Source organism: Nitrobacter winogradskyi Nb-255 (assembly GCF_000012725.1).
GTDB classification, from domain to species: domain Bacteria; phylum Pseudomonadota; class Alphaproteobacteria; order Rhizobiales; family Xanthobacteraceae; genus Nitrobacter; species Nitrobacter winogradskyi.
On record NC_007406.1, the window covers coordinates 837,507 to 855,833 of the forward strand.

Annotated in this window: 21 protein-coding genes; 15 read left to right on the forward strand and 6 right to left on the reverse strand. The window is 61.2% G+C overall.

Translation table 11 applies throughout. The features are described 5' to 3' along the window. Nucleotides 1-67: 67 nt before the first annotated feature. The 5 genes from NWI_RS03900 (at nt 68) to NWI_RS03920 (ending at nt 3,696) form a co-directional block, all read left to right on the forward strand. On the forward strand, nt 68-262 hold the full coding sequence (locus NWI_RS03900) for a twin transmembrane helix small protein (protein ID WP_011314070.1): 195 nt from the start codon (nt 68-70) through the stop codon (nt 260-262). Nucleotides 263-291: 29 nt separating this feature from the next. Beyond that, the gene (locus tag NWI_RS03905; protein WP_011314071.1) at nt 292-864 is read left to right on the forward strand and encodes a cob(I)yrinic acid a,c-diamide adenosyltransferase; all 573 of its coding nucleotides are present in this window, start codon (nt 292-294) and stop codon (nt 862-864) included. Between the two features lie 151 nt (nt 865-1,015). Continuing rightward, entirely contained in the window at nt 1,016-1,765 is a 750-nt protein-coding gene (locus NWI_RS03910) for an electron transfer flavoprotein subunit beta/FixA family protein (RefSeq protein ID WP_041345353.1), read from the forward strand. After that, nucleotides 1,765-2,709 (forward strand): electron transfer flavoprotein subunit alpha/FixB family protein, encoded by a 945-nt coding sequence (locus NWI_RS03915; RefSeq protein WP_011314073.1) that lies wholly within the window; start codon nt 1,765-1,767, stop codon nt 2,707-2,709. Before NWI_RS03910 ends, NWI_RS03915 begins: the two co-directional genes overlap by 1 nt. A gap of 105 nt (nt 2,710-2,814) precedes the next feature. Next, nucleotides 2,815-3,696 carry a 3-hydroxybutyryl-CoA dehydrogenase gene (locus tag NWI_RS03920; RefSeq protein WP_011314074.1) on the forward strand — a complete coding sequence of 294 codons (882 nt, stop codon included), beginning with the start codon at nt 2,815-2,817 and terminating at the stop codon, nt 3,694-3,696. A gap of 426 nt (nt 3,697-4,122) precedes the next feature. Here the strand turns inward: NWI_RS03920 and NWI_RS03925 are convergent, their stop codons facing one another. Together NWI_RS03925 and NWI_RS03930 are read right to left on the reverse strand one after the other, a co-directional pair. Continuing rightward, a complete protein-coding gene (locus NWI_RS03925) occupies nt 4,123-5,184 on the reverse strand; it encodes a CobW family GTP-binding protein (protein ID WP_011314075.1) in 1,062 nt (353 codons plus the stop codon). 216 nt (nt 5,185-5,400) lie between these two features. Then, nucleotides 5,401-5,682, reverse strand: coding sequence for a hypothetical protein (locus tag NWI_RS03930; protein WP_011314076.1), 282 nt, complete (start codon nt 5,680-5,682; stop codon nt 5,401-5,403). Between the two features lie 235 nt (nt 5,683-5,917). On the opposite strand from NWI_RS03930, the gene NWI_RS17845 reads away from it, so the two are divergent. Continuing rightward, nucleotides 5,918-6,280 carry a hypothetical protein gene (locus NWI_RS17845; protein ID WP_187148011.1) on the forward strand — a complete coding sequence of 121 codons (363 nt, stop codon included), beginning with the start codon at nt 5,918-5,920 and terminating at the stop codon, nt 6,278-6,280. Here NWI_RS17845 and NWI_RS17850 read toward each other — a convergent pair. Continuing rightward, nucleotides 6,246-6,443 (reverse strand): hypothetical protein, encoded by a 198-nt coding sequence (locus tag NWI_RS17850; RefSeq protein WP_181410551.1) that lies wholly within the window; start codon nt 6,441-6,443, stop codon nt 6,246-6,248. The two genes, NWI_RS17845 and NWI_RS17850, sit on opposite strands and share 35 nt — an antisense overlap. Before the next feature lie 232 nt (nt 6,444-6,675). Between NWI_RS17850 and NWI_RS03940 the strand changes: the two genes are divergently transcribed. After that, entirely contained in the window at nt 6,676-7,929 is a 1,254-nt protein-coding gene (locus tag NWI_RS03940) for a hypothetical protein (protein WP_244374972.1), read from the forward strand. A 15-nt stretch (nt 7,930-7,944) separates the two neighbouring features. Here NWI_RS03940 and tsaA read toward each other — a convergent pair whose 3' ends face one another. Continuing rightward, nucleotides 7,945-8,397, reverse strand: a complete 453-nt coding sequence (tsaA, locus tag NWI_RS03945; protein WP_011314079.1) for a tRNA (N6-threonylcarbamoyladenosine(37)-N6)-methyltransferase TrmO — start codon at nt 8,395-8,397, stop codon at nt 7,945-7,947. Between the two features lie 579 nt (nt 8,398-8,976). On the opposite strand from tsaA, the gene coxB reads away from it, so the two are divergent. From coxB to NWI_RS03985, 8 genes are all read left to right on the forward strand, one after another. Next, nucleotides 8,977-9,834 (forward strand): cytochrome c oxidase subunit II, encoded by an 858-nt coding sequence (gene coxB / locus NWI_RS03950; RefSeq protein ID WP_011313558.1) that lies wholly within the window; start codon nt 8,977-8,979, stop codon nt 9,832-9,834. A 100-nt stretch (nt 9,835-9,934) separates the two neighbouring features. Then, nucleotides 9,935-11,554 (forward strand): cytochrome c oxidase subunit I, encoded by a 1,620-nt coding sequence (ctaD, locus tag NWI_RS03955; protein WP_011313559.1) that lies wholly within the window; start codon nt 9,935-9,937, stop codon nt 11,552-11,554. Nucleotides 11,555-11,616: 62 nt separating this feature from the next. Next, nucleotides 11,617-12,555 carry a heme o synthase gene (locus NWI_RS03960; protein WP_011313560.1) on the forward strand — a complete coding sequence of 313 codons (939 nt, stop codon included), beginning with the start codon at nt 11,617-11,619 and terminating at the stop codon, nt 12,553-12,555. A 16-nt stretch (nt 12,556-12,571) separates the two neighbouring features. Then, nucleotides 12,572-12,742, forward strand: coding sequence for a hypothetical protein (locus NWI_RS03965; RefSeq protein ID WP_011313561.1), 171 nt, complete (start codon nt 12,572-12,574; stop codon nt 12,740-12,742). A gap of 6 nt (nt 12,743-12,748) precedes the next feature. After that, complete coding sequence (locus tag NWI_RS03970) at nt 12,749-13,390, forward strand: cytochrome c oxidase assembly protein (RefSeq protein WP_011313562.1); 642 nt, start codon at nt 12,749-12,751, stop codon at nt 13,388-13,390. A 96-nt stretch (nt 13,391-13,486) separates the two neighbouring features. After that, nucleotides 13,487-14,341: a cytochrome c oxidase subunit 3 gene (locus NWI_RS03975; RefSeq protein ID WP_011313563.1), complete on the forward strand. Its 855-nt coding sequence runs from the start codon at nt 13,487-13,489 to the stop codon at nt 14,339-14,341. A 72-nt stretch (nt 14,342-14,413) separates the two neighbouring features. Then, the gene (locus NWI_RS03980; RefSeq protein WP_011314081.1) at nt 14,414-14,806 is read left to right on the forward strand and encodes a DUF983 domain-containing protein; all 393 of its coding nucleotides are present in this window, start codon (nt 14,414-14,416) and stop codon (nt 14,804-14,806) included. Beyond that, a complete protein-coding gene (locus tag NWI_RS03985) occupies nt 14,803-15,555 on the forward strand; it encodes an SURF1 family protein (RefSeq protein WP_011314082.1) in 753 nt (250 codons plus the stop codon). Before NWI_RS03980 ends, NWI_RS03985 begins: the two co-directional genes overlap by 4 nt. Before the next feature lie 46 nt (nt 15,556-15,601). Here the strand turns inward: NWI_RS03985 and NWI_RS03990 are convergent, their stop codons facing one another. After that, nucleotides 15,602-16,327, reverse strand: a complete 726-nt coding sequence (locus NWI_RS03990; RefSeq protein WP_011314083.1) for a cytochrome c oxidase subunit 3 — start codon at nt 16,325-16,327, stop codon at nt 15,602-15,604. After that, nucleotides 16,324-18,297: a cbb3-type cytochrome c oxidase subunit I gene (locus NWI_RS03995; protein WP_011314084.1), complete on the reverse strand. Its 1,974-nt coding sequence runs from the start codon at nt 18,295-18,297 to the stop codon at nt 16,324-16,326. Before NWI_RS03995 ends, NWI_RS03990 begins: the two co-directional genes overlap by 4 nt. Nucleotides 18,298-18,327 lie beyond the last annotated feature (30 nt).

Here is an 18,327-nt window from a genome sequence, read left to right on the forward strand (position 1 = left end):
CAACGCGCGGGGCTGAATCTCGTCGCCGACAATGGCGCTGTCGCGGTTGCGGTGATATGTATCCACCATGACAGTATTTCTGAGCATGATTTTGGTTCCCGTCGCGGTGGCCTCGGTCGCTGCCGTCCTGATGATGGGTCTGGTCAACATGATGCGCGGCGGTAGTCCCAACCTATCGCAGAAGCTCATGCGATGGCGGGTATTCCTGCAGTTCGTTGCGATCATCATCGCGATGGTCACGATCTGGATGCTGGGTCAGTGACGGACTGATGGCCTGGCGTCGGAGGATCGATGGTCGTTCTCAACCGAATCTACACGCGAACCGGTGACGACGGCACGACCGCGCTCGGCACCGGTGAGCGCCGCCCGAAATACGATCTCCGCGTCGGCGCCTACGGGACCGTTGATGAGACCAACGCCGCTATCGGCGTGGTCCGGCTGCATCTTTCCGGCGCGCCCGACCTTGATGGAATGTTGGGCCGCATCCAGAATGATCTGTTCGATCTTGGCGCTGACCTTGCGGTGCCTCAGCGCGAGGGCAAGGCCGAACGGCTTCGCGTGCTGACCAGCCAGGTCGCGCGCCTGGAGAATGAGATCGACAGCCTCAATGCGGGGCTCCCTGATCTGACATCATTCGTGCTGCCGGGAGGGACGCCCGCCGCGGCGTATCTTCATCTGGCCCGAACCATTTGCCGCCGCGCCGAACGCATGATGGTGGAACTCGCTGCGCGGCCGGGCGAGCCGGTCAGCGAGGCCGCCGTGAGATACATGAACCGGCTGTCCGATTTTCTGTTCGTCGCCAGCCGTTTTATGAACGCCATGGGCGCGGGCGATGTGCTCTGGGTGCCCGGTCAAAACAGATGACCCGCCCGCCGGTGGCGTCCTGGATGCGTGAGGAACGAGGACCGCGTTTTTTGGCCTTCCCGCGTTGACCACCGGAAACGGGACCTTTAGGTTCCGCGCCGAAGTTCACACTCGCGGTTGATCCAAGCAACGCTCGGTTCGAGAGATGTCGATGAAGATTCTGGTGCCGGTCAAGCGGGTTGTCGATTTCAATGTGAAGATTCGTCTCAAGGGCGACGGGTCGGGCGTCGAGCTTGCCAACGTCAAGATGTCGATGAATCCGTTCGACGAGATCGCGGTCGAGGAAGCCTTGCGCCTTCAGGAGGCCGGCAAGGCCACCGAAGTCGTGCTGGTGTCGATCGGTCCCGCTGAAGCCGCGGAAACGATCCGCACCGGTCTCTCCATGGGCGCGGACCGGGGGCTCCTGATCCAGTCCGAAGCGCCCGTTGAGCCGCTGGCGGTCGCCAAGCTCCTCAAGGCGGTCGTCGAGGAGGAGGGGCCAGGACTGATCATTCTCGGCAAGCAGGCCATTGATGACGATTCAAACCAGACCGGCCAGATGCTGGCGGGGCTGCTCGGATGGGCGCAGGCGACCTTTGCGTCAAAGATCGAGGTCGATGAGGCCCATTTCAATGTGACGCGTGAAGTGGATGGCGGATTGCAGACGATCAGGCTGAAAAGGCCGGCGATCGTCACGACGGACCTGCGGCTCAACGAGCCGCGCTATGCCAGTCTTCCGAACATCATGAAGGCGAAGAAGAAGCCGATCGTGGTGAGGGCCGCCAACCTTTACGGCGTTGATCTCGCGCCTAGGCTCGAAATCCTCAAAACCACCGAACCTCCGGGCCGCAAGGCGGGCGTCAAGGTCAAGGATGTCGCCGAATTGGTGTCCAGGCTCAGGAACGAGGCCGGGGTAATCTGATGACCACACTGCTGATCGCCGAACACGACAACGCTTCTCTTAAGGATGTGACGGGCAAGGCGCTGACCGCCGCCATTCAACTCGGCTCGCCGGTCGAGGTCCTTGTCGCGGGCGAGAATGCCAGGGGCGCTGCCGAGAGCGCGGCGAAACTGCAAGGCGTCGCCAAAGTGCTGCTCGCGGATGACCCGGCCTATGCCCACGACCTCGCCGAGCCGCTCGCCGCGCTGATCCGCTCGCTGGCGTCGGGTTACGATGCGTTGGTCGCGCCGGCGACCTCCCGTTTCAAGAATGTGATGCCGCGCGTCGCGGCGCTGCTCGACGTGATGCAGATCTCGGAAATCATCAAGGTGGTCGCGGCCGATACCTTTGAACGGCCGATCTACGCGGGCAATGCGATCCAGACGGTCAGGTCCAGGGACGCCAGACGGGTCATCACGGTGCGCACCTCGACCTTTGCCGCGGCCGGGGAGGGCGGCAACGCTCCGGTGGAGACTATCGCCGCAACGGCCGATCCAGGATTGTCGAGTTTCGTCGGCGAGCGGGTCGCCAGGAACAACCGCCCGGAACTGGCTTCAGCGAGGATCATCGTCTCCGGAGGCCGCGGTATGCGAAGCAGCGCGAACTTCACCAAGTACATCGAGCCGCTGGCGGACAAGCTCGGCGCCGGCGTCGGTGCGTCGCGCGCCGCGGTGGATGCGGGTTTCGCGCCGAATGACTGGCAGGTCGGGCAGACGGGCAAGGTGGTGGCGCCGGATCTCTACATCGCTGTCGGCATTTCCGGCGCGATCCAGCATCTCGCCGGAATGAAGGATTCCAAGGTGATCGTGGCGATCAACAAGGACGCTGATGCGCCTATTTTCCAGGTCGCGGATTACGGCCTGGTGGCGGACCTGTATCAGGCGGTTCCTGAACTCACGGAAGAACTTGGAAAGCTGGACCGCTGACGATGATCCGGAGGAGTGCTGTCGGCGCAACGGACTCCCGCCGGTGGTTGTGCAAGAATGGAGTGCGCCGCGGTCTGCGCGGCTCGGGACCGGTGAGATGACGAGATGGCGGCAATGATCAGAAAAGTCGGCGTGATCGGCTCGGGCCAGATGGGCAACGGCATTGCGCATGTGACCGCCCTCGCAGGGTTCGACGTCGTGCTGAACGATGTTTCCGCCGATCAGCTCAATGCGGCGATAGCGACGATCAACGCAAACCTGTCCCGCCAGGTCGCGAAGAAGATCATTACCGACGGTGATCGCGAAAAGGCGCTTACGCGGATTTCGCAAACCGAAACTCTCGACGGGTTGGCGGATTGCGATCTCGTGATCGAAACCGCCGTCGAGAAAGAGGACGTGAAGCGCAAGATTTTTCATGATCTGTGCGCCGTGCTCAAGCCCGAGGCCATCGTCGCGTCCAACACGTCATCGATCTCGATCACGCGGCTGGCCGCCTCGACCGATCGGCCGGAAAAGTTCATCGGCATTCATTTCATGAATCCGGTGCCGCTGATGGAGTTGGTCGAACTCATCCGGGGCATCGCGACCGGCGATGCGACCTTCGATGCGGCCAAGGAATTCGTCGCCAAGCTCGGCAAGCAGATCGCCGTCTCCGAGGACTTTCCTGCCTTCATCGTCAACCGCATTCTGTTGCCGATGATCAACGAGGCCATCTACACGCTGTACGAAGGCGTGGGGAACGTCGAGGCGATCGATGCCGCCATGCGGCTCGGTGCGCATCACCCGATGGGGCCGCTTGAACTCGCCGATTTCATCGGGCTCGACACCTGTCTGTCGATCATGCAGGTGCTGCATGAGGGGCTTGCGGACTCCAAATACCGGCCTTGTCCGCTGCTGGTAAAATACGTCGAGGCCGGCTGGCTCGGACGCAAGAGCCAGCGCGGCTTCTACGACTACCGCGGCGAAAAGCCGGTTCCGACGCGCTGAACGCCAGAGAGCATCTCGCTTCTGATTGAATCAGGAGTGGAGCTCTCTGGATTATTGTTGGTCGGGGGTTGGTTTCGCGCGAATCGGTATGCGCCTCGCCGCAGGAAAGACGACCGGACAATAGTTTCCAAGCATGAGCTTCCAAGAATGGTCCGTTCCAACCTGGTCGAACCATGCTTCAGTGCGTCGCCGGGCGGTCGGGCTCGCCTAGAGCCTTTCCGCTTCTGATTGAATCAGAAGCGGGGCTATATGATATTATTTTGACGCGTTTTCTTCACGCGAACCGGTTTCCACTTCGCTCGAAAACGCTATAGGGCGGGATGAGGAAAAGTGTGGTGCGGTTTTCCGCCCGCATCCCGCGTCTCAAAATACTAGAATCGATCACGTTTATGGTTTTGGACCGAATCGATCCAAAGCCATCGTGATCTAGGCGATGCAGCCCTCGAACCCTTCGGTGATCAACTGTTCCGGCAGATTGCGGCCGATGAAAACGATGCGGCTTTGACGCTTTTCGTCGTCCTTCCAGGGCCGTTGATGGTCGCCGTCGAGAATCATATGCACGCCCTGGAAGACGAAGCGCCGATCCTCGTCCTTGAAGGAAAGAATGCCCTTGCTGCGCAGGATGTTCGGGCCTTCCTTCTGCACGAGATCCTCGACCCACGGGAAAAATTTGTCCGCGTCGAGCGGCTTGTCGGTTTTGAGTGAAATCGACTGCATTTCCTCGTCGTGGTAGTGCTTGACCCCGCCATGATGGTCATCGTGCTTGTGGTCATGATCATGATGATCATGGTCGTGATGGTGATCGTGGCCATGATCGTGATGATGGTCGTGATCGTGGTCCTTGCGTTCGAGGAATGCCGGTTCGATATCGAGAATGCGGTCGAGGTCGAAGGCGTTGCGTTCCAGAATCTCGCTGAGCGCGATCTGCGCCCGTTGGGTTCTGTGCAGCTTCGCGTAAGGATTGATGCCGCGGATGCGCGCCTCGATTTCGCTGAGCTCTTCGGGTGAGACCAGATCGGTCTTGTTGATCAGGATCACGTCGGCGAAGGCGATCTGGTTCTTGGCTTCCGGGGCGTCCTTGAGCCGGTCATTCAGCCATTTGGCATCGGTCACGGTGACGACGGCGTCGAGCTTGGTCTTCTTCCCAACATTCTCATCGACGAAAAAGGTCTGCGCCACCGGCGCCGGATCGGCGAGGCCGGTGGTCTCGACGATAATGGCGTCGAACTTGCCGTTCCGCTTCATCAGGTCGGCCAGGATGCGCATGAGGTCACCGCGCACGGTGCAGCAGATGCAACCGTTGTTCATTTCGAACACTTCCTCGTCAGCGCCGACGACGAGGTCGTTGTCGATGCCGATTTCTCCGAACTCATTGACGATAACGGCGTATTTTCGGCCGTGCTCCTCCGAAAGGATTCGGTTGAGCAGTGTGGTCTTGCCGGCGCCAAGATAGCCGGTCAGCACGGTGACCGGGATTTTGTCAGTCATTTTGTTCCTCCGCTGGTTCGCCTATATAGGCACCCAGCCTCTTTGCATCAATCATCGCGAGGGGATCGTGTCTCGGCGCTGTTCTGGTGAGCCGTCGCCCGCATCGCGCACTGATGCCGATCTTGCGCGGCCGCCGGATCGCGCGCTACGCCAGGTTCGGGTTTTGCGCGCTGCCGAGCAAAGGGTGAAGCTATCAAGTTCCGGGCTCTTTTTGACCTACTTGCGATCGACCTCCTGCTTCGTCGGGTTCTCAGCGTTCGGCTGCGCGTCATCAGGTTCGCGCGTGAGGAGTCCCGCGCGCAACAGACCGGCAATAAAGATGTCCGGGCTCACCGTTGAAACGTGAACACCCTCCTGGAACATGCGATCGGCAACCGCTTCCATGTATTCGCGATCGCTGAGGTTCTGTTCGTTCCAGCTCGACTCGCGCAGGCGGCGGATTGCATCAAACGACGTTTCGGCCTCGATCAGCAGCCCCTGGCTGGTGCGGTATCGCATCGGTTCTCTCCTTGAGACGAGTGTGTTCTGCGGCTTCGATATCAGCCTTAATCACAGGCGAGCACGGCTTGTCCATGAGGGCGATCGATCGGCTCCCGTCACTCGGGATGTTCGTATCTTCAAATACCCGCCGGCGCCTGTCGTTGCCAATCCGGCCGCGTGGTCCTCGCCGGCGCGCCGTTGAGTGAGGAGGGCTCTGCTGCCGCGAAGCCTTTAGTGATCAGGAACCTTATTAGTGATCAGGAACCTTATTCAGACCGGCTTCGCGATAAGCGGTAAATTTAGAGCATTTTCCGGCGAAGTGGATACCGGTTCGCGTGAAGAAAACGCGTCAAAACAAGGTTATAGAGCCTCGCTTCTGATTACATCAGAAGCGAAAAGGCTCTACTATCGCAAACGCCTGATACAAAGCCTGACCTGCGGACCGCTGACCCATCCGACAGCGCCGGCAAGGCTATTAAGTACCAGCGATGATCGCGAAGCTATCGTCACCGCGCACCGTCAGGCTTCTGCAATTTCGTTGCAGCCGATCGTAAACCGGGATGGATGTGTGCTTTTCCAGATCAGTCGGCGAGCACAACCATTTCGCCGTCAATGACCTGATACTCGGCAATAAGCTCCGGAGTAGCTTCCGAATCGACCTTGACCTCCGCGTCAGGGAGAGTTTCCTTGACCGCGCGGACAGCCGCGTCCTGGTCGGCGATGGCGACAAGGATGAATTCCCGGCGAGGCGCTCCGCTGGCGCCTCTACCGGGCCTCACGGTGCTGATTTTCCAACCTTTGATCATGGCTCAGTATGACATGGATTTGTGCCCGCGTACATATCCCGTCGGGTTCGTTCCACAACCCTGATGCAGCCCGTGGCGTGGCCAGCCTTCATCAGCGCGCTCAAGCCGTGCCTCTCTTGAAAACGCCATAGCCATTGAACCCGCCGTGTTGCGATTGTAAACGTGCAGCCTTCATCCGAAAGGTCATCTGATGCCGGAAACCGCGTTGAGCGCACTCGTTGATGTCTTGAGCCGGCCTGTCCATGTCCCGAAGCCTGATCAGGCCGGATCTCTCGTCATCGCTGAGCCACCGACCCCGTTCGTGGCGCCGAGATTCGAAACGGCAGACGGAGATGGGGGCAGCCTGGAGAAGGAGATCATCCTCATCGAGGCATCTGCGGCGGCGGGCAAGAGCACATTGGCCAGCCAGTTGTCAGCAACGCTCAAGATCCCGGTTCTCGACCTGGCGAGGGTGCCCGTCGCCGGAGGATCGCTCCATGCCCTGCTGGCCGGTCTGGAGGCCGCTGATAAGAGCGACCCAATGGCGGCATTTCACGAGGGTCGGCTTCCCCTCATTGTCGACGCGCTTGACGAAGGGAGATTGCTGTCGAACGAGACCGGCATCGAGCAGTTTCTCGGATCAAGCGCCGAATTGTTGCAAAGCGACCGGCGAGTGGCCTCGAAGCCCAAACTGGTCATGCTGGGAAGGTTCGAGTCGATCGAACTGGCGCGACAGCAATTTGGACGCGCCGCGCCTGAAGTGAAGCACGTCACGGCCAACGTCGAATTCTACGACAAAGAGGGCGCCCGGCAACTGATTCACGCTTACGCCAGGGCGGCCGCCCGGCCCGGCTCGCACTATTTGAACCACCCGGATCTCGCCGAGGATTTCATAACGACATTCTTTGACGCCATTGAAGCCGCGCTCGGCTTGTCGGCGGGCGAGTTGTGGGACGATGGACGAGGCAAGGTCTTCGCGGGCTACGCGCCGCTGCTTGCGGCGGTGGGGTCCATCCTGGCTGTGATCGATGATTTCGACAACGTCGCCAAAAACCTCAGGGCCAACCGGGGTCGCGAGGCGTGGGGAGTCGTCGAGGCGGTCCTGTACGAGATATTGTGCCGCGAACAGGACAAGTTGCGGGACCGGTTAAGCGATCAATGCGAATCCGCGGTGCCGAACTCCGTTTACGATATAGAGGAGCAACTGACGCTCCTTGCGCAATACATCCAATCGAAGCCGCTCGAGGGCGCCGGCCGTGTCAGGCTTTCGGCCTCCGATATGGGAAAATACAGGGCGATGGTCCAAACCTATCTGCCGCATCATCCCTTCCTGCGAAGGCATGAATTCGGAGATGCCGTGCTCGGGGCGAACGCCGTGTCGCGCGCCGTCTATCACGGTGGGACGATTTCCCGAGACCGGCTGATCAGCCTGTCGCGACAATGGCGCCAGTCGGGCCCAACGCGAGGGCGGTCGCGTTGATCGCGCCGGTGTGGGTTATGGCGATGATCGGCCCGTCGCGGTCATCCACCATTGCGGCGCCCGAAGCTCGGTGACGGCGTCAAATGCGTCATAGGGTTTGATGTCGAGCACGGGCGTGCCGTCATAGGCGTCCAGAGCCTTGACCGTCAGAATGTTTTTCTCCCGCTTCAGCAACTCCACGACGGCCAGCCCGATCGGATTGGGTCGTTCCCGTCCGCGGGCGGAGAATACGCCCACTTCCGGCAGGTCGGTGCGATGCCGGGGATGCGTGGTCAAGGGGACAGGCTTGCCGGCGATCTGATCCATCCAGAACAGGACGATCAGGTGCGACCATTCCTCAAGGCCGGTCAGAGCCGCCGCAAGATCCTCGCGCACGATGATTTCCGCGACGATATCTCGGCGCGATACTCGCACCTCGTTCGTGAAACGGCTGCGCACGGTCGCTATGGATCGCATGGAAATCGTCATGTGTGGTTACCGGTGCGGATGGGTGAACCGGATCTGTTATCCGGCCAGAGACGTTGGCGGTTTATGATCTGCTGTCGCCGCCGCCCTTAAACATTGCGCCAGGATCGAGCGTCACGGCAAGACGAGAGTCAAGGCAAGGGAGGTCAAGATCAAGAGATGCCGTTCTCTGTATCCGCATCTTGCCCTCGCGAAGATGCTGCGTAGGTAGCAGGCGCGGTCGAAGCCTCGCTGTGAACGTTGCGGAAGATATTCACGGCCTTCAAGTTTATCGCCAATGACCGGAACTTGGTACGTGGTCAAGAAGTGGTCAAGAAAGAGTAAGAAGATTGCGGCCGCTGATCGCGCGATCGAGATGACGTATCGACGAAAGAACCGCGGCGAGCTGTTTGATACAGCGCAAAGATCCAATCAACTCGCGCGAGTGAATTGCGTTCAGGGTTGCCGCAGAGCAGCATGAACGGCGCTTGCATCTTAAAATATACTCCTTTAAGAAATCGGCCGGTATGTAACGCGCTTGTTGGGCCCGTATCAAAGGCCGTCAGGTGCTGGTGCGGATTTATGACAAGGAGCGCGAGCGGCATGAAGATGTCGATGGGCCAATATGGCCGCCGGTTTGGCCGCCGGTTTCTGGGATTGGCGTTTGGAGGAGCGGCTTTTGCCGCAGGTGGCGCGGCATTTGCGGCGGATGAGATAGGTCAGCCGCATGCGTGGGGCTTTGATCTTCAGCAGGGCGTGACGCCTGTGATGGAGAGCATTGCGCGGATGCATAACGGGCTTCTGGTGGTGATCACGCTGATCACGCTGTTTGTGACGGCCTTGCTGGTTGTTGCGATGGTGCGGTTCAACGCGCGCTCCAATCCGGTTCCGTCGAAGACGACGCACAACACGATGATCGAGGTTGCGTGGACGATCATCCCGGTTCTGATCCTGGTCGGCATTGCGGTTCCCTCATTCCGTCTTTTGTTTGAGCAGCTTGACCTTCCGAAGGCTGACCTGACGGTGAAGGCGACCGGCAAGCAGTGGTACTGGACCTACACCTATCCGGACAACGGCAAGTTCGAGTTTGACTCGCTGCTGGCGCAGGACAAGAAGCCGCGTCTGCTTGCGGTGGACAACGAGCTGGTTGTTCCGGTGAACAAGGTGGTCCGGGTTCAGGTGATCGGGGCTGATGTCATTCATTCCTTTGGAGTTCCGTCGTTCGGCATGAAGGTGGACGCGATTCCGGGTCGTCTCAACGAGACCTGGTTCAAGGCCACGAAGACGGGCATTTTCTACGGCCAGTGCTCTGAGCTGTGCGGCCGGGACCATGCCTTCATGCCGATTGCGGTTCGCGTGGTGAGCGAGCAGGAATTTGCGGCGTGGGTTGAAGTCGCGAAGAAGAAGTTTGCCTCGAACCCGGCGAACGCGGTGGCGTCGGCTGCCGGCGTGATGCAATAGGCGTCGCGTCGGGCGATTTCGACGACGAGGGGCGGCGCCTGCGAAGGGGTCGCCCGCCAGGGTTCGAAGGACTTCAAGGGACGAAAGACAGGATTAGACAATGGCAACAGCATCTGCTCACGACCATGCCCATGACGATCATGGCGACCATGCGCACCACCCGACAGGGTGGAAGCGCTTTGCGTATTCGACCAATCACAAGGACATCGGGACCATGTACCTGGTGTTCGCCATCGTTGCGGGGATCATCGGCGGCCTGATGTCGATGGGCATCCGGGCGGAACTGATGTACCCCGGGATACAGGTTTTTGATCCCGCGCATACCTACAACGTGTTTGCGACCAATCACGGCCTGATCATGATCTTCTTCATGGTGATGCCGGCGATGATCGGCGGCTTCGGCAACTGGTTCGTGCCGCTGATGATCGGCGCGCCCGACATGGCGTTCCCGCGCATGAACAACATCTCGTTCTGGCTGCTGCCGGCGGCGTTTGCGCTGCTGCTGATCTCCTCATTCATGGAGGGCGAGCCGGGCGCGACCGGAGCGGGCACGGGCTGGACGCTGTATGCGCCGCTGTCGACGAGCGGTCATCCGGGTCCGGCGGTGGACTTCAGCATCCTGTCGATCCACCTTGCGGGCGCCTCCTCGATCCTCGGGGCGATCAACTTCATCACCACGATCTTCAACATGCGCGCGCCTGGCATGACCATGCACAAGATGCCGCTGTTCGTCTGGTCGATCCTGGTCACCGTGTTCCTGCTGCTGCTGTCGCTGCCGGTTCTGGCGGGCGCGATCACGATGCTGCTGACCGACCGTAACTTCGGCACCACGTTCTTCGCGGCCGATGGTGGCGGCGATCCGGTGCTGTTCCAGCATCTGTTCTGGTTCTTCGGCCATCCCGAGGTGTACATCCTGATTCTGCCGGGCTTCGGCATGATCAGCCATGTGATCTCGACGTTCTCGAAGAAGCCGATCTTCGGATATCTGGGCATGGCCTACGCCATGGTGGCGATCGGCGGCATCGGCTTCGTGGTGTGGGCGCACCACATGTACACGGTCGGCATGGTGTCCTCGGCGCAGGCTTACTTCGTCGCGGCGACCATGGTGATCGCGGTGCCGACGGGCGTGAAGGTGTTCTCGTGGATCGCCACGATGTGGGGCGGCTCGATCGAGTTCAAGACGCCGATGCTGTTTGCGATCGGCTTCATCTTCCTGTTCACGGTCGGCGGCGTGACCGGCGTTGTGCTGGCCAATGCGGGCGTTGATCGCGTGATGCAGGAGACCTACTACGTCATCGCGCACTTCCACTACGTGATGGGCATTGCCGCGGTGTTCGCGATCTTCTCGGGCTGGTACTACTGGTTCCCGAAGATGTCGGGCTACATGTACAACGAGACCATCGGCAAGCTGCACTTCTGGGTGATGTTCATCGGCGCCAACATCCTGTTCTTCCCGCAGCACTTCCTCGGCTTGCAGGGCATGATGCGGCGCATGGTGGACTATCCGGATGCGTTCGCCGGCTGGAACGAGATCTCGTCCTACGGCGCCTTCATCACGGGCTTCGGCGTCATCATCTTCCTCTACGGCCTGGTCGACGCCTTCGCGCGCAAGCAGCAGGCGGCCGACAATCCGTGGGGTGAAGGCGCGACGACGCTGGAATGGACGCTGTCCTCACCGCCTCCGTTCCACCAGTTCTCCACCCTGCCGAAGGTGCAGTAAGCAGTCATGTGAATGTGCGCGGCGCGCTCACGCGCCGCGCACCCAACAAAGCGGGTAGTATCGTGTCGGTTGTCGATCAAAAAGCCGTTGAGCTGCCGCCCCGGATCTCGGAGGCGGGTGTCGCCGATTACTTCGCGCTGCTGAAGCCACGAGTGATGTCGCTCGTGATCTTCACCGCGCTGGTCGGGCTGATGATTGCGCCGGGCCATATTCACCCGGTGCTGGGCTTCATCGCGATCCTGTGCATCGCGGTCGGAGCCGGCGCCTCCGGCGCGCTGAACATGGCGCTGGAAGGCGATATCGACGTGCTGATGTCGCGCACGGCCAACCGGCCGATCCCGCGCGGCCGCATCACCCGCGGCGAGGCGATGGGGTTCGGCCTCACGCTGTCGTTCTTCTCGGTGATGACGCTCGGCGCGCTGGTCAACTGGTACGCCGGGGGGCTGCTCGCCTTCACGATCTTCTTTTACGTGGTGATCTACACGATGGGGCTGAAGCGGCGGACCGCGCAGAACATCGTGATCGGCGGCGCCGCCGGCGCGCTGCCGCCGGTGGTGGCGTGGGCGGCCGCGACGGGGTCGTTGTCGGTTGAGCCGCTGCTTCTGTTCTTGATCATCTTCTTCTGGACGCCGCCGCATTTCTGGGCGCTGGCGCTGTTCCGCTCCGACGATTACGCCCGCGCCGGGGTGCCGATGCTGCCGGTGGTCGCCGGTCCCGACGCGACGCGGCTGCAGATCCTGCTCTACACCATCGTGCTGGTGGCGATCGCCGCCGCGCCCTGGCCGCTCGGCTACTTCGACTGGGTCTATGGCGTCACCTCGCTGATCCTCGGCGCCGGCATGCTGGTGCTCGCGATCGAGGTCTATCGCCACCGGACCGGAAGCCAGGCGCTGCGCGCCACGCGGCGGCTGTTCGCCTTCTCGATTCTCTATCTGTTCGCGCTGTTCGCCGTTCTGCTGCTCGATGTGGTCGCGAAGGCCGTCGCGCCGTTGATCTGGTAGAGGGGCGCATGAACCGATGGACAGCAACGACAAGCCGGCCGGAGACCGGATCGTTCTCACCGAAGCTCAGAAGAAGCGCCGGCGCGAACGCTCGATCGCGATCGCCTGCGCGCTCGGCGTCCTGGTCCTGCTGTTCTTCGCGGTCACCTTCATCAAAGGGCCGGGCGTTCTCGTCCGTCCGGTGTGATTGAGAATGACGGACGCGTCGCAACACCAGCAATCCGCGGCCCCGGCCTTGCCGAAGGCCGCGCCGCGCATCGGCCGCGACGTGAAGGTCGGCGCCGCCTGCGGCCTGGTGGTCGCATTGATGCTCGGAGCGGCCTATGCGTCGGTGCCGTTCTACGACTGGTTCTGCCGCGTCACCGGGTTCAACGGAACCACGCAGGTGGCAGGGAGCGCGCCGCAGGCGGAGCCGCTGGCGCGCACGGTGACGGTGCGTTTCGACTCCAACGTCTCCGGCGGGCTGCCCTGGAAGTTCGAGGCGGAACAGACCGCGATAGAGGTGCGGGTCGGCGAGGTCACCACCGTGCATTACGCCATCACCAACGAGTCGGCGTCGCCCACGACCGGACAGGCCGCCTATAACGTCACGCCGCTGGCGGTCGGATCATACTTCACCAAGATCAACTGCTTCTGTTTCACCGAGCAAACCCTGGCGCCCGGCGAGAAGCGGGAGATGGCCGTCGTCTTCTATGTCGATCAGGCCTTCGCCGCCGACAAAGAGTACGACGGCGTCAACACCATCACCCTGTCCTATACCTTCTTCCCGGTGAAGAATGCCGCGCCCAGGCCGGTGGCGGCAAACGAGCCGGACAGGCCAGGGGGAAGCATCTGAGCTTCGAGGGCCGACGCGTTTAGTTACCGACGCGTTTTGTTGTGAGACCAATAGGTGCCCAATACCGCCGGCACCGCTAAGGGAGAGAGACCGCAAATGGCTACGGCGCAAGTCAAGCACGATTACCACCTGGTCGACCCGAGTCCGTGGCCGATCGTAGGCGCGACCGCGGCTTTCATCATGGCCGTGGGCGCGATCCTGTGGATGCATCATATGACCGCGGCCGCGCCGATCATCTTCGGCATCGGCGTGGTCGGCGTGCTCTACACCATGGCGAGCTGGTGGGCGGATGTGATCCGCGAAGCCGAGCACAAGGGCGATCACACCCGCGTGGTGCAGATCAGCCATCGCTATGGCATGATCCTGTTCATCACCTCCGAGGTGATGTTCTTCGTCGCCTGGTTCTGGGCCTTCTTCAACTCCGCGCTGTTCCCGGGCGACCCCGTGCATGTGACGCGCGAGGCCCTGTTCGGCGGCGTCTGGCCGCCCAAGGGCATCCAGACCTTCGATCCCTGGCACCTGCCGCTGCTCAACACCCTGATCCTGCTGACCTCGGGAACCACCGTGACGTGGGCGCACCACGCCCTGCTCAACGGCGACCGCAAGGGACTGAAGTGGGGCCTGATCCTGACCATCGCGCTCGGCGCCATCTTCACCTGCGTCCAGGCTTATGAGTATCAGCACGCCGCCTTCAGCTTCGCCGGCAACGTCTACGGCGCCACCTTCTTCATGGCGACCGGATTCCACGGCTTCCACGTGCTGGTCGGAACCATCTTCCTGATCGTCTGCCTGTTCCGCGCCAACGCGGGACACTTCACCCCCTCCCAGCACCTCGGCTTCGAGTTCGCCGCCTGGTACTGGCACTTCGTCGACGTGGTGTGGCTGTTCCTGTTCGTCTGCATCTATATCTGGGGCAACGGTGCCGCCGCCATGGCCCACGCCGCACACTGACCGCCAACCCGGCAAAAACAACAATAATCAAGGGCGGCCATAAGGCCGCCCTTTCTCTTTTCGGAGCATACGATGTCTAATTTTCTCGTTCGGCCGACATTATCCCAGACCATCCTGCGCGGAATTGCCTGCAAATGTCCGCGTTGCGGTAAGGGGAAGCTCTTCTCCGGGTTCCTGACGCTGCGGCCCGCCTGCGATCGCTGCGAGCAGGATTATTCCTTCATCGATGCCGGCGACGGACCCGCCGTATTCATCATCCTGATCGCAGGATTTATCGTCGTCGCAGCCGCCCTCGTCGTGGAAGTCAAGTATCAGCCGGCACTCTGGATCCACGCGGTGCTTTGGATACCTCTTGTTCTTGCTGTCACCCTGTGGCCGTTACGCGCGATGAAATCGCTTTTGATCAGTCTCCAGTTCCATCACAAGGCCGCCGAAGGGCGTGCGGTCCCACGTCGTCACGCATGAGCGCCGCCACACGCCGCCACAGCGCCGGTTTCGGTCTCGGCCTCGTTATGATGGCTATGGTTGCTGTGCTCGTTGGTCTCGGTGTCTGGCAGTTGCAGCGTGGCACGGAGAAGCATGCGCTGATTGCAGGACTCACCGAGCGATTGGCCGCTGAGCCTGTCACTTTGCCTGAACCTGCGGACTGGGCGACATTCTCGCCGGCCAGGGACGAATTTCGTCGGGTGAGTTTTTCGGCGATCTACCAGGGGCCCGACGCGATGGTTTACAGTTCTGGCTCCGGATTGCGCTCGGACGTCGGGCTGGGCACATGGGCATTCCTAGCCGCTCGACTGAGCAACGGTAGCACGATCGTTGTCAATACGGGCTTCGTACAGAACACCATGCAGGATCGCAGCCAGCAGGATATCGCCGTGAAACCATTGGTGACTGGCCAGCCTGTCGCGATGACCGGTTATCTCCGCTTCCCGGAAAAATCTGGCGCGTTGACTCCGTCCTCCAGTCTCGACAAGCGGCTGTGGTTCTCGCGCGACATCGGCGCGATGGCGCAGGCCCTCGGCTGGGGAAACGTTGCACCTTTCTATATCGATCTTGAGAAGCCGGTGCCTGCGAGCGGCGTTCCGAAGCCCGGACCGCTCGATGTGCATTTGAAGGATGATCACATCCAGTATGCCATCACCTGGTTCGGTCTTGCCGCGGCCGTGCTTGTTACGTTCGGCTTTTGGTGGCGCAGCCAACGCCGCGCGACGTAGCATGCGCGGAGGGTAGATCCTTCCGAGATTGCGGCGCCGCTGCGAGTTACAGAAGCCCCGGCAGGTAAACTAACGCGAAGATGCTTATCCAGACGATCACGAGGAAATGCCAGAACAGGCTTAGCCGGTGCAGGCGCGAGACCGCGCCTGGAGCGGGATGAGTGTGTAGCGGTTTTCCGCCCGCATCCCGCTCCAAAATACTAGAATCGATTACGCTCATGGTTTTGGATCGATTCGATCCAAAACCATCGTGATCCAGGGCGGGCCCGCGCCATGCGAGTTCGCCTCCCAGCAACGCGATCCAGATGAGGCCGAGGCTGACGTGAGCCCCGTGGGCGCCGATCAGCGTGAAGAAAGCGGAAAGAAAGCCGCTTTGCCACGGGCCGGCATGGGCGGCGGCCATGCCATAAAGCTCCAAAATTTCCGTGACGACAAAGCCAAGCCCGAGCACGAAGGTCAGCCCCAGCCAGATGATCGCGCGCCAACGTTGCCTGGCTGCCGCCGCGATGCTGGCGAAGCCGAGGGTTGCGCTGCTGGCCAGCAGCAACATGGTTTCGGGGAAGATGCGGGGCAGCCGGAGCAGAGGGCGTTCGGTCGATACGTCCGCGGCATCTCGCGTCATCGCGATGAAAATGGCGAACAGCAGCGCGAAGATGATCGCATCGCTTACCAGGCAGAGCCGGAAACCGTAGGCTTTCTCCTCGATTGCGCGCCGGGCTGTTTCAGCATCGGCTTCATCGCCATGATCGGCGGTGATGAGGGCATCTGTCACGTCGGCGCCTCGCGGCCAAGCGCTGGCGAGATGAGGCGGCGGCTTTCGATCGCTTCGACGTCGCTTGCGGGGAGGCGCTGGCCGGCATGATCATGAAACGTCTGCGAGAGCACCGCGGCGAACATGCCTAACCCGCCGACAGCCGCCAGCCACCAGATGTGCCAGATCATTGCAAAGGCGAATACGAAGGACATCGCACCCAGCATGACGCCGGCGCTGCTCTTGCCGGGCATGATGATGTCATGGAAGCGTGCGGGTCCTTGATCCGCTGTTCCCGCCTGCTTCATGGTCCACCACGGATCGATGCCCTGCACCGGCGGCACGGCGGCGAAGTTATAGGCCGCCGGCGGGGAGGCCGTCGCCCATTCGAGTGTCCGGCCATTCCATGGATCGTTGCTTGAGGCCGCAAGCGCTTTGCGGTCGCGGATGCTGACGGCGATCTGGATGGCCAGAAAAGCGACGCCGCATACGATGAGGAGGACGCCGGCCTGCGCGGCGATGAGATAGGGCTGCCACTCGGCGACATCACTGCGATTGAGGCGCTGCGGCATGCCCATGAGGCCGAGGATGTACAGCGGCATGAAGGCCAGACCGAAGCCGACGAGCCAGCACCAGAAGGCACGTCGACCCCATTTTTCCTCCAGTCGAAAACCGAATGCCTTCGGAAACCAATACTGATAGCCCGCGAAATAGCCGAACAGCGCGCCGGGGATCAGCAAATTGTGGAAATGCGCCACCCGGAAAGTTGTGTCGTGGATGCCGGCCGGCACCACCGCGAACAAGAAGCCCGTAATGCCGCCTATGAGGAACGTGACGATATACCCGAGCGTGAACAGCATCGGGACCGAGAATCGCACCTCGCCACGATAGATCGTGAGCGACCAGCAAACGATTGTCACGATGGTCGGCACGGCGATGAGCGGAGCTGCACGGCCAAAGAAGGCGCTCACGTCGGCAGCCGAGCCGATGGTCAGAAAATGGTGCAGCCAGACGACCAGTGACAGCACGGTGATCGCGATCATGGAGTAGACGAGAGCCGCATAGCCGAACAACCGCCGTCCCGAGAATGTCGCCACGACTTCCGAATAGATGCCGCAAGCCGGCAAGATCAGGATGTAGACGTGCGGATGCCCCCAGATCCAGAACAGGCTGACATAGTTCGCGACGCCGTTACTGCCCGCAAAAAACTGCATGCCGAGATGACGGTCGAGACCAAGCAGCGTCGCGGCAACGATCAAGGCAGGATAGGCAGTGATGATCAGGATGCTGGTGCAAAGCGCCGTCCAGGTAAACAGCGGCATCGCCATCAACTTCATGCCGGGCGCGCGCCGCTTGACGATCGTGACGAGAAAACTGATTCCCGCCAGTATGGCGCCGATGCTGCTGAGCAGGACCGCCCAGATCCAGTAATCGACGCCGACGTCCGGGCTGAACTGAATTCCCGATTGAGGCGGGTAGGCGGTCCAGTAGGCGGCCGAGAAGCGGCCGACGACAAGCGATATCATCACCAGTGCCGCGCCCGACACGGTCAGCCACAGGCCCGCCGCGTTCATGAACGGAAATGCGACCTGGCGCGCACCGATCTGCTGCGGAATGATGATGCTGAACAGACCGAGCACGAACGGCATCGCCACGAAGAACATCATGATGGTGGCATGAGACGTGAAGATCTGATCGAAATGGTCCGGTGGCAGATAGCCGTGCGGTTCGAATGCAAAGGCCTGCTGGGTGCGTATCATCAGAGCGTCGACGACGCCGCGCACCAACATGATCAGCGCCAGGATCACGTACATGATGCCGATCTTCTTGTGGTCGAGGCTCAAGAGCCATTCGGACCACAAATAGCGCCATCGACCGAGCCATGTGATGAGCACGGCCACGCCCAGCCCGCCGCATACGACGGTCAGCGCTCCTGCCATGGCGATGCCGCTGTAAAAAGGCAGGGCGTCGATCGTCAGCTTACCGAGCATATCAATTGGTCTTCGAACGGGGAGGGCCGC

What these genes read in the sequence shown, in the direction of transcription:
- NWI_RS03900 (WP_011314070.1), top strand. Translation starts at nt 68, where the DNA reads ATGACAGTATTTCTGAGCATGATTTTGGTTCCCGTCGCGGTGGCCTCG.
- NWI_RS03905 (WP_011314071.1), top strand. Translation starts at nt 292, where the DNA reads ATGGTCGTTCTCAACCGAATCTACACGCGAACCGGTGACGACGGCACG.
- NWI_RS03910 (WP_041345353.1), top strand. Translation starts at nt 1,016, where the DNA reads ATGAAGATTCTGGTGCCGGTCAAGCGGGTTGTCGATTTCAATGTGAAG.
- NWI_RS03915 (WP_011314073.1), top strand. Translation starts at nt 1,765, where the DNA reads ATGACCACACTGCTGATCGCCGAACACGACAACGCTTCTCTTAAGGAT.
- NWI_RS03920 (WP_011314074.1), top strand. Translation starts at nt 2,815, where the DNA reads ATGGCGGCAATGATCAGAAAAGTCGGCGTGATCGGCTCGGGCCAGATG.
- NWI_RS03925 (WP_011314075.1), bottom strand. Translation starts at nt 5,184, where the DNA reads ATGACTGACAAAATCCCGGTCACCGTGCTGACCGGCTATCTTGGCGCC.
- NWI_RS03930 (WP_011314076.1), bottom strand. Translation starts at nt 5,682, where the DNA reads ATGCGATACCGCACCAGCCAGGGGCTGCTGATCGAGGCCGAAACGTCG.
- tsaA (WP_011314079.1), bottom strand. Translation starts at nt 8,397, where the DNA reads ATGACGATTTCCATGCGATCCATAGCGACCGTGCGCAGCCGTTTCACG.
- coxB (WP_011313558.1), top strand. Translation starts at nt 8,977, where the DNA reads ATGAAGATGTCGATGGGCCAATATGGCCGCCGGTTTGGCCGCCGGTTT.
- ctaD (WP_011313559.1), top strand. Translation starts at nt 9,935, where the DNA reads ATGGCAACAGCATCTGCTCACGACCATGCCCATGACGATCATGGCGAC.
- NWI_RS03965 (WP_011313561.1), top strand. Translation starts at nt 12,572, where the DNA reads ATGGACAGCAACGACAAGCCGGCCGGAGACCGGATCGTTCTCACCGAA.
- NWI_RS03970 (WP_011313562.1), top strand. Translation starts at nt 12,749, where the DNA reads ATGACGGACGCGTCGCAACACCAGCAATCCGCGGCCCCGGCCTTGCCG.
- NWI_RS03975 (WP_011313563.1), top strand. Translation starts at nt 13,487, where the DNA reads ATGGCTACGGCGCAAGTCAAGCACGATTACCACCTGGTCGACCCGAGT.
- NWI_RS03980 (WP_011314081.1), top strand. Translation starts at nt 14,414, where the DNA reads ATGTCTAATTTTCTCGTTCGGCCGACATTATCCCAGACCATCCTGCGC.
- NWI_RS03985 (WP_011314082.1), top strand. Translation starts at nt 14,803, where the DNA reads ATGAGCGCCGCCACACGCCGCCACAGCGCCGGTTTCGGTCTCGGCCTC.
- NWI_RS03995 (WP_011314084.1), bottom strand. Translation starts at nt 18,297, where the DNA reads ATGCTCGGTAAGCTGACGATCGACGCCCTGCCTTTTTACAGCGGCATC.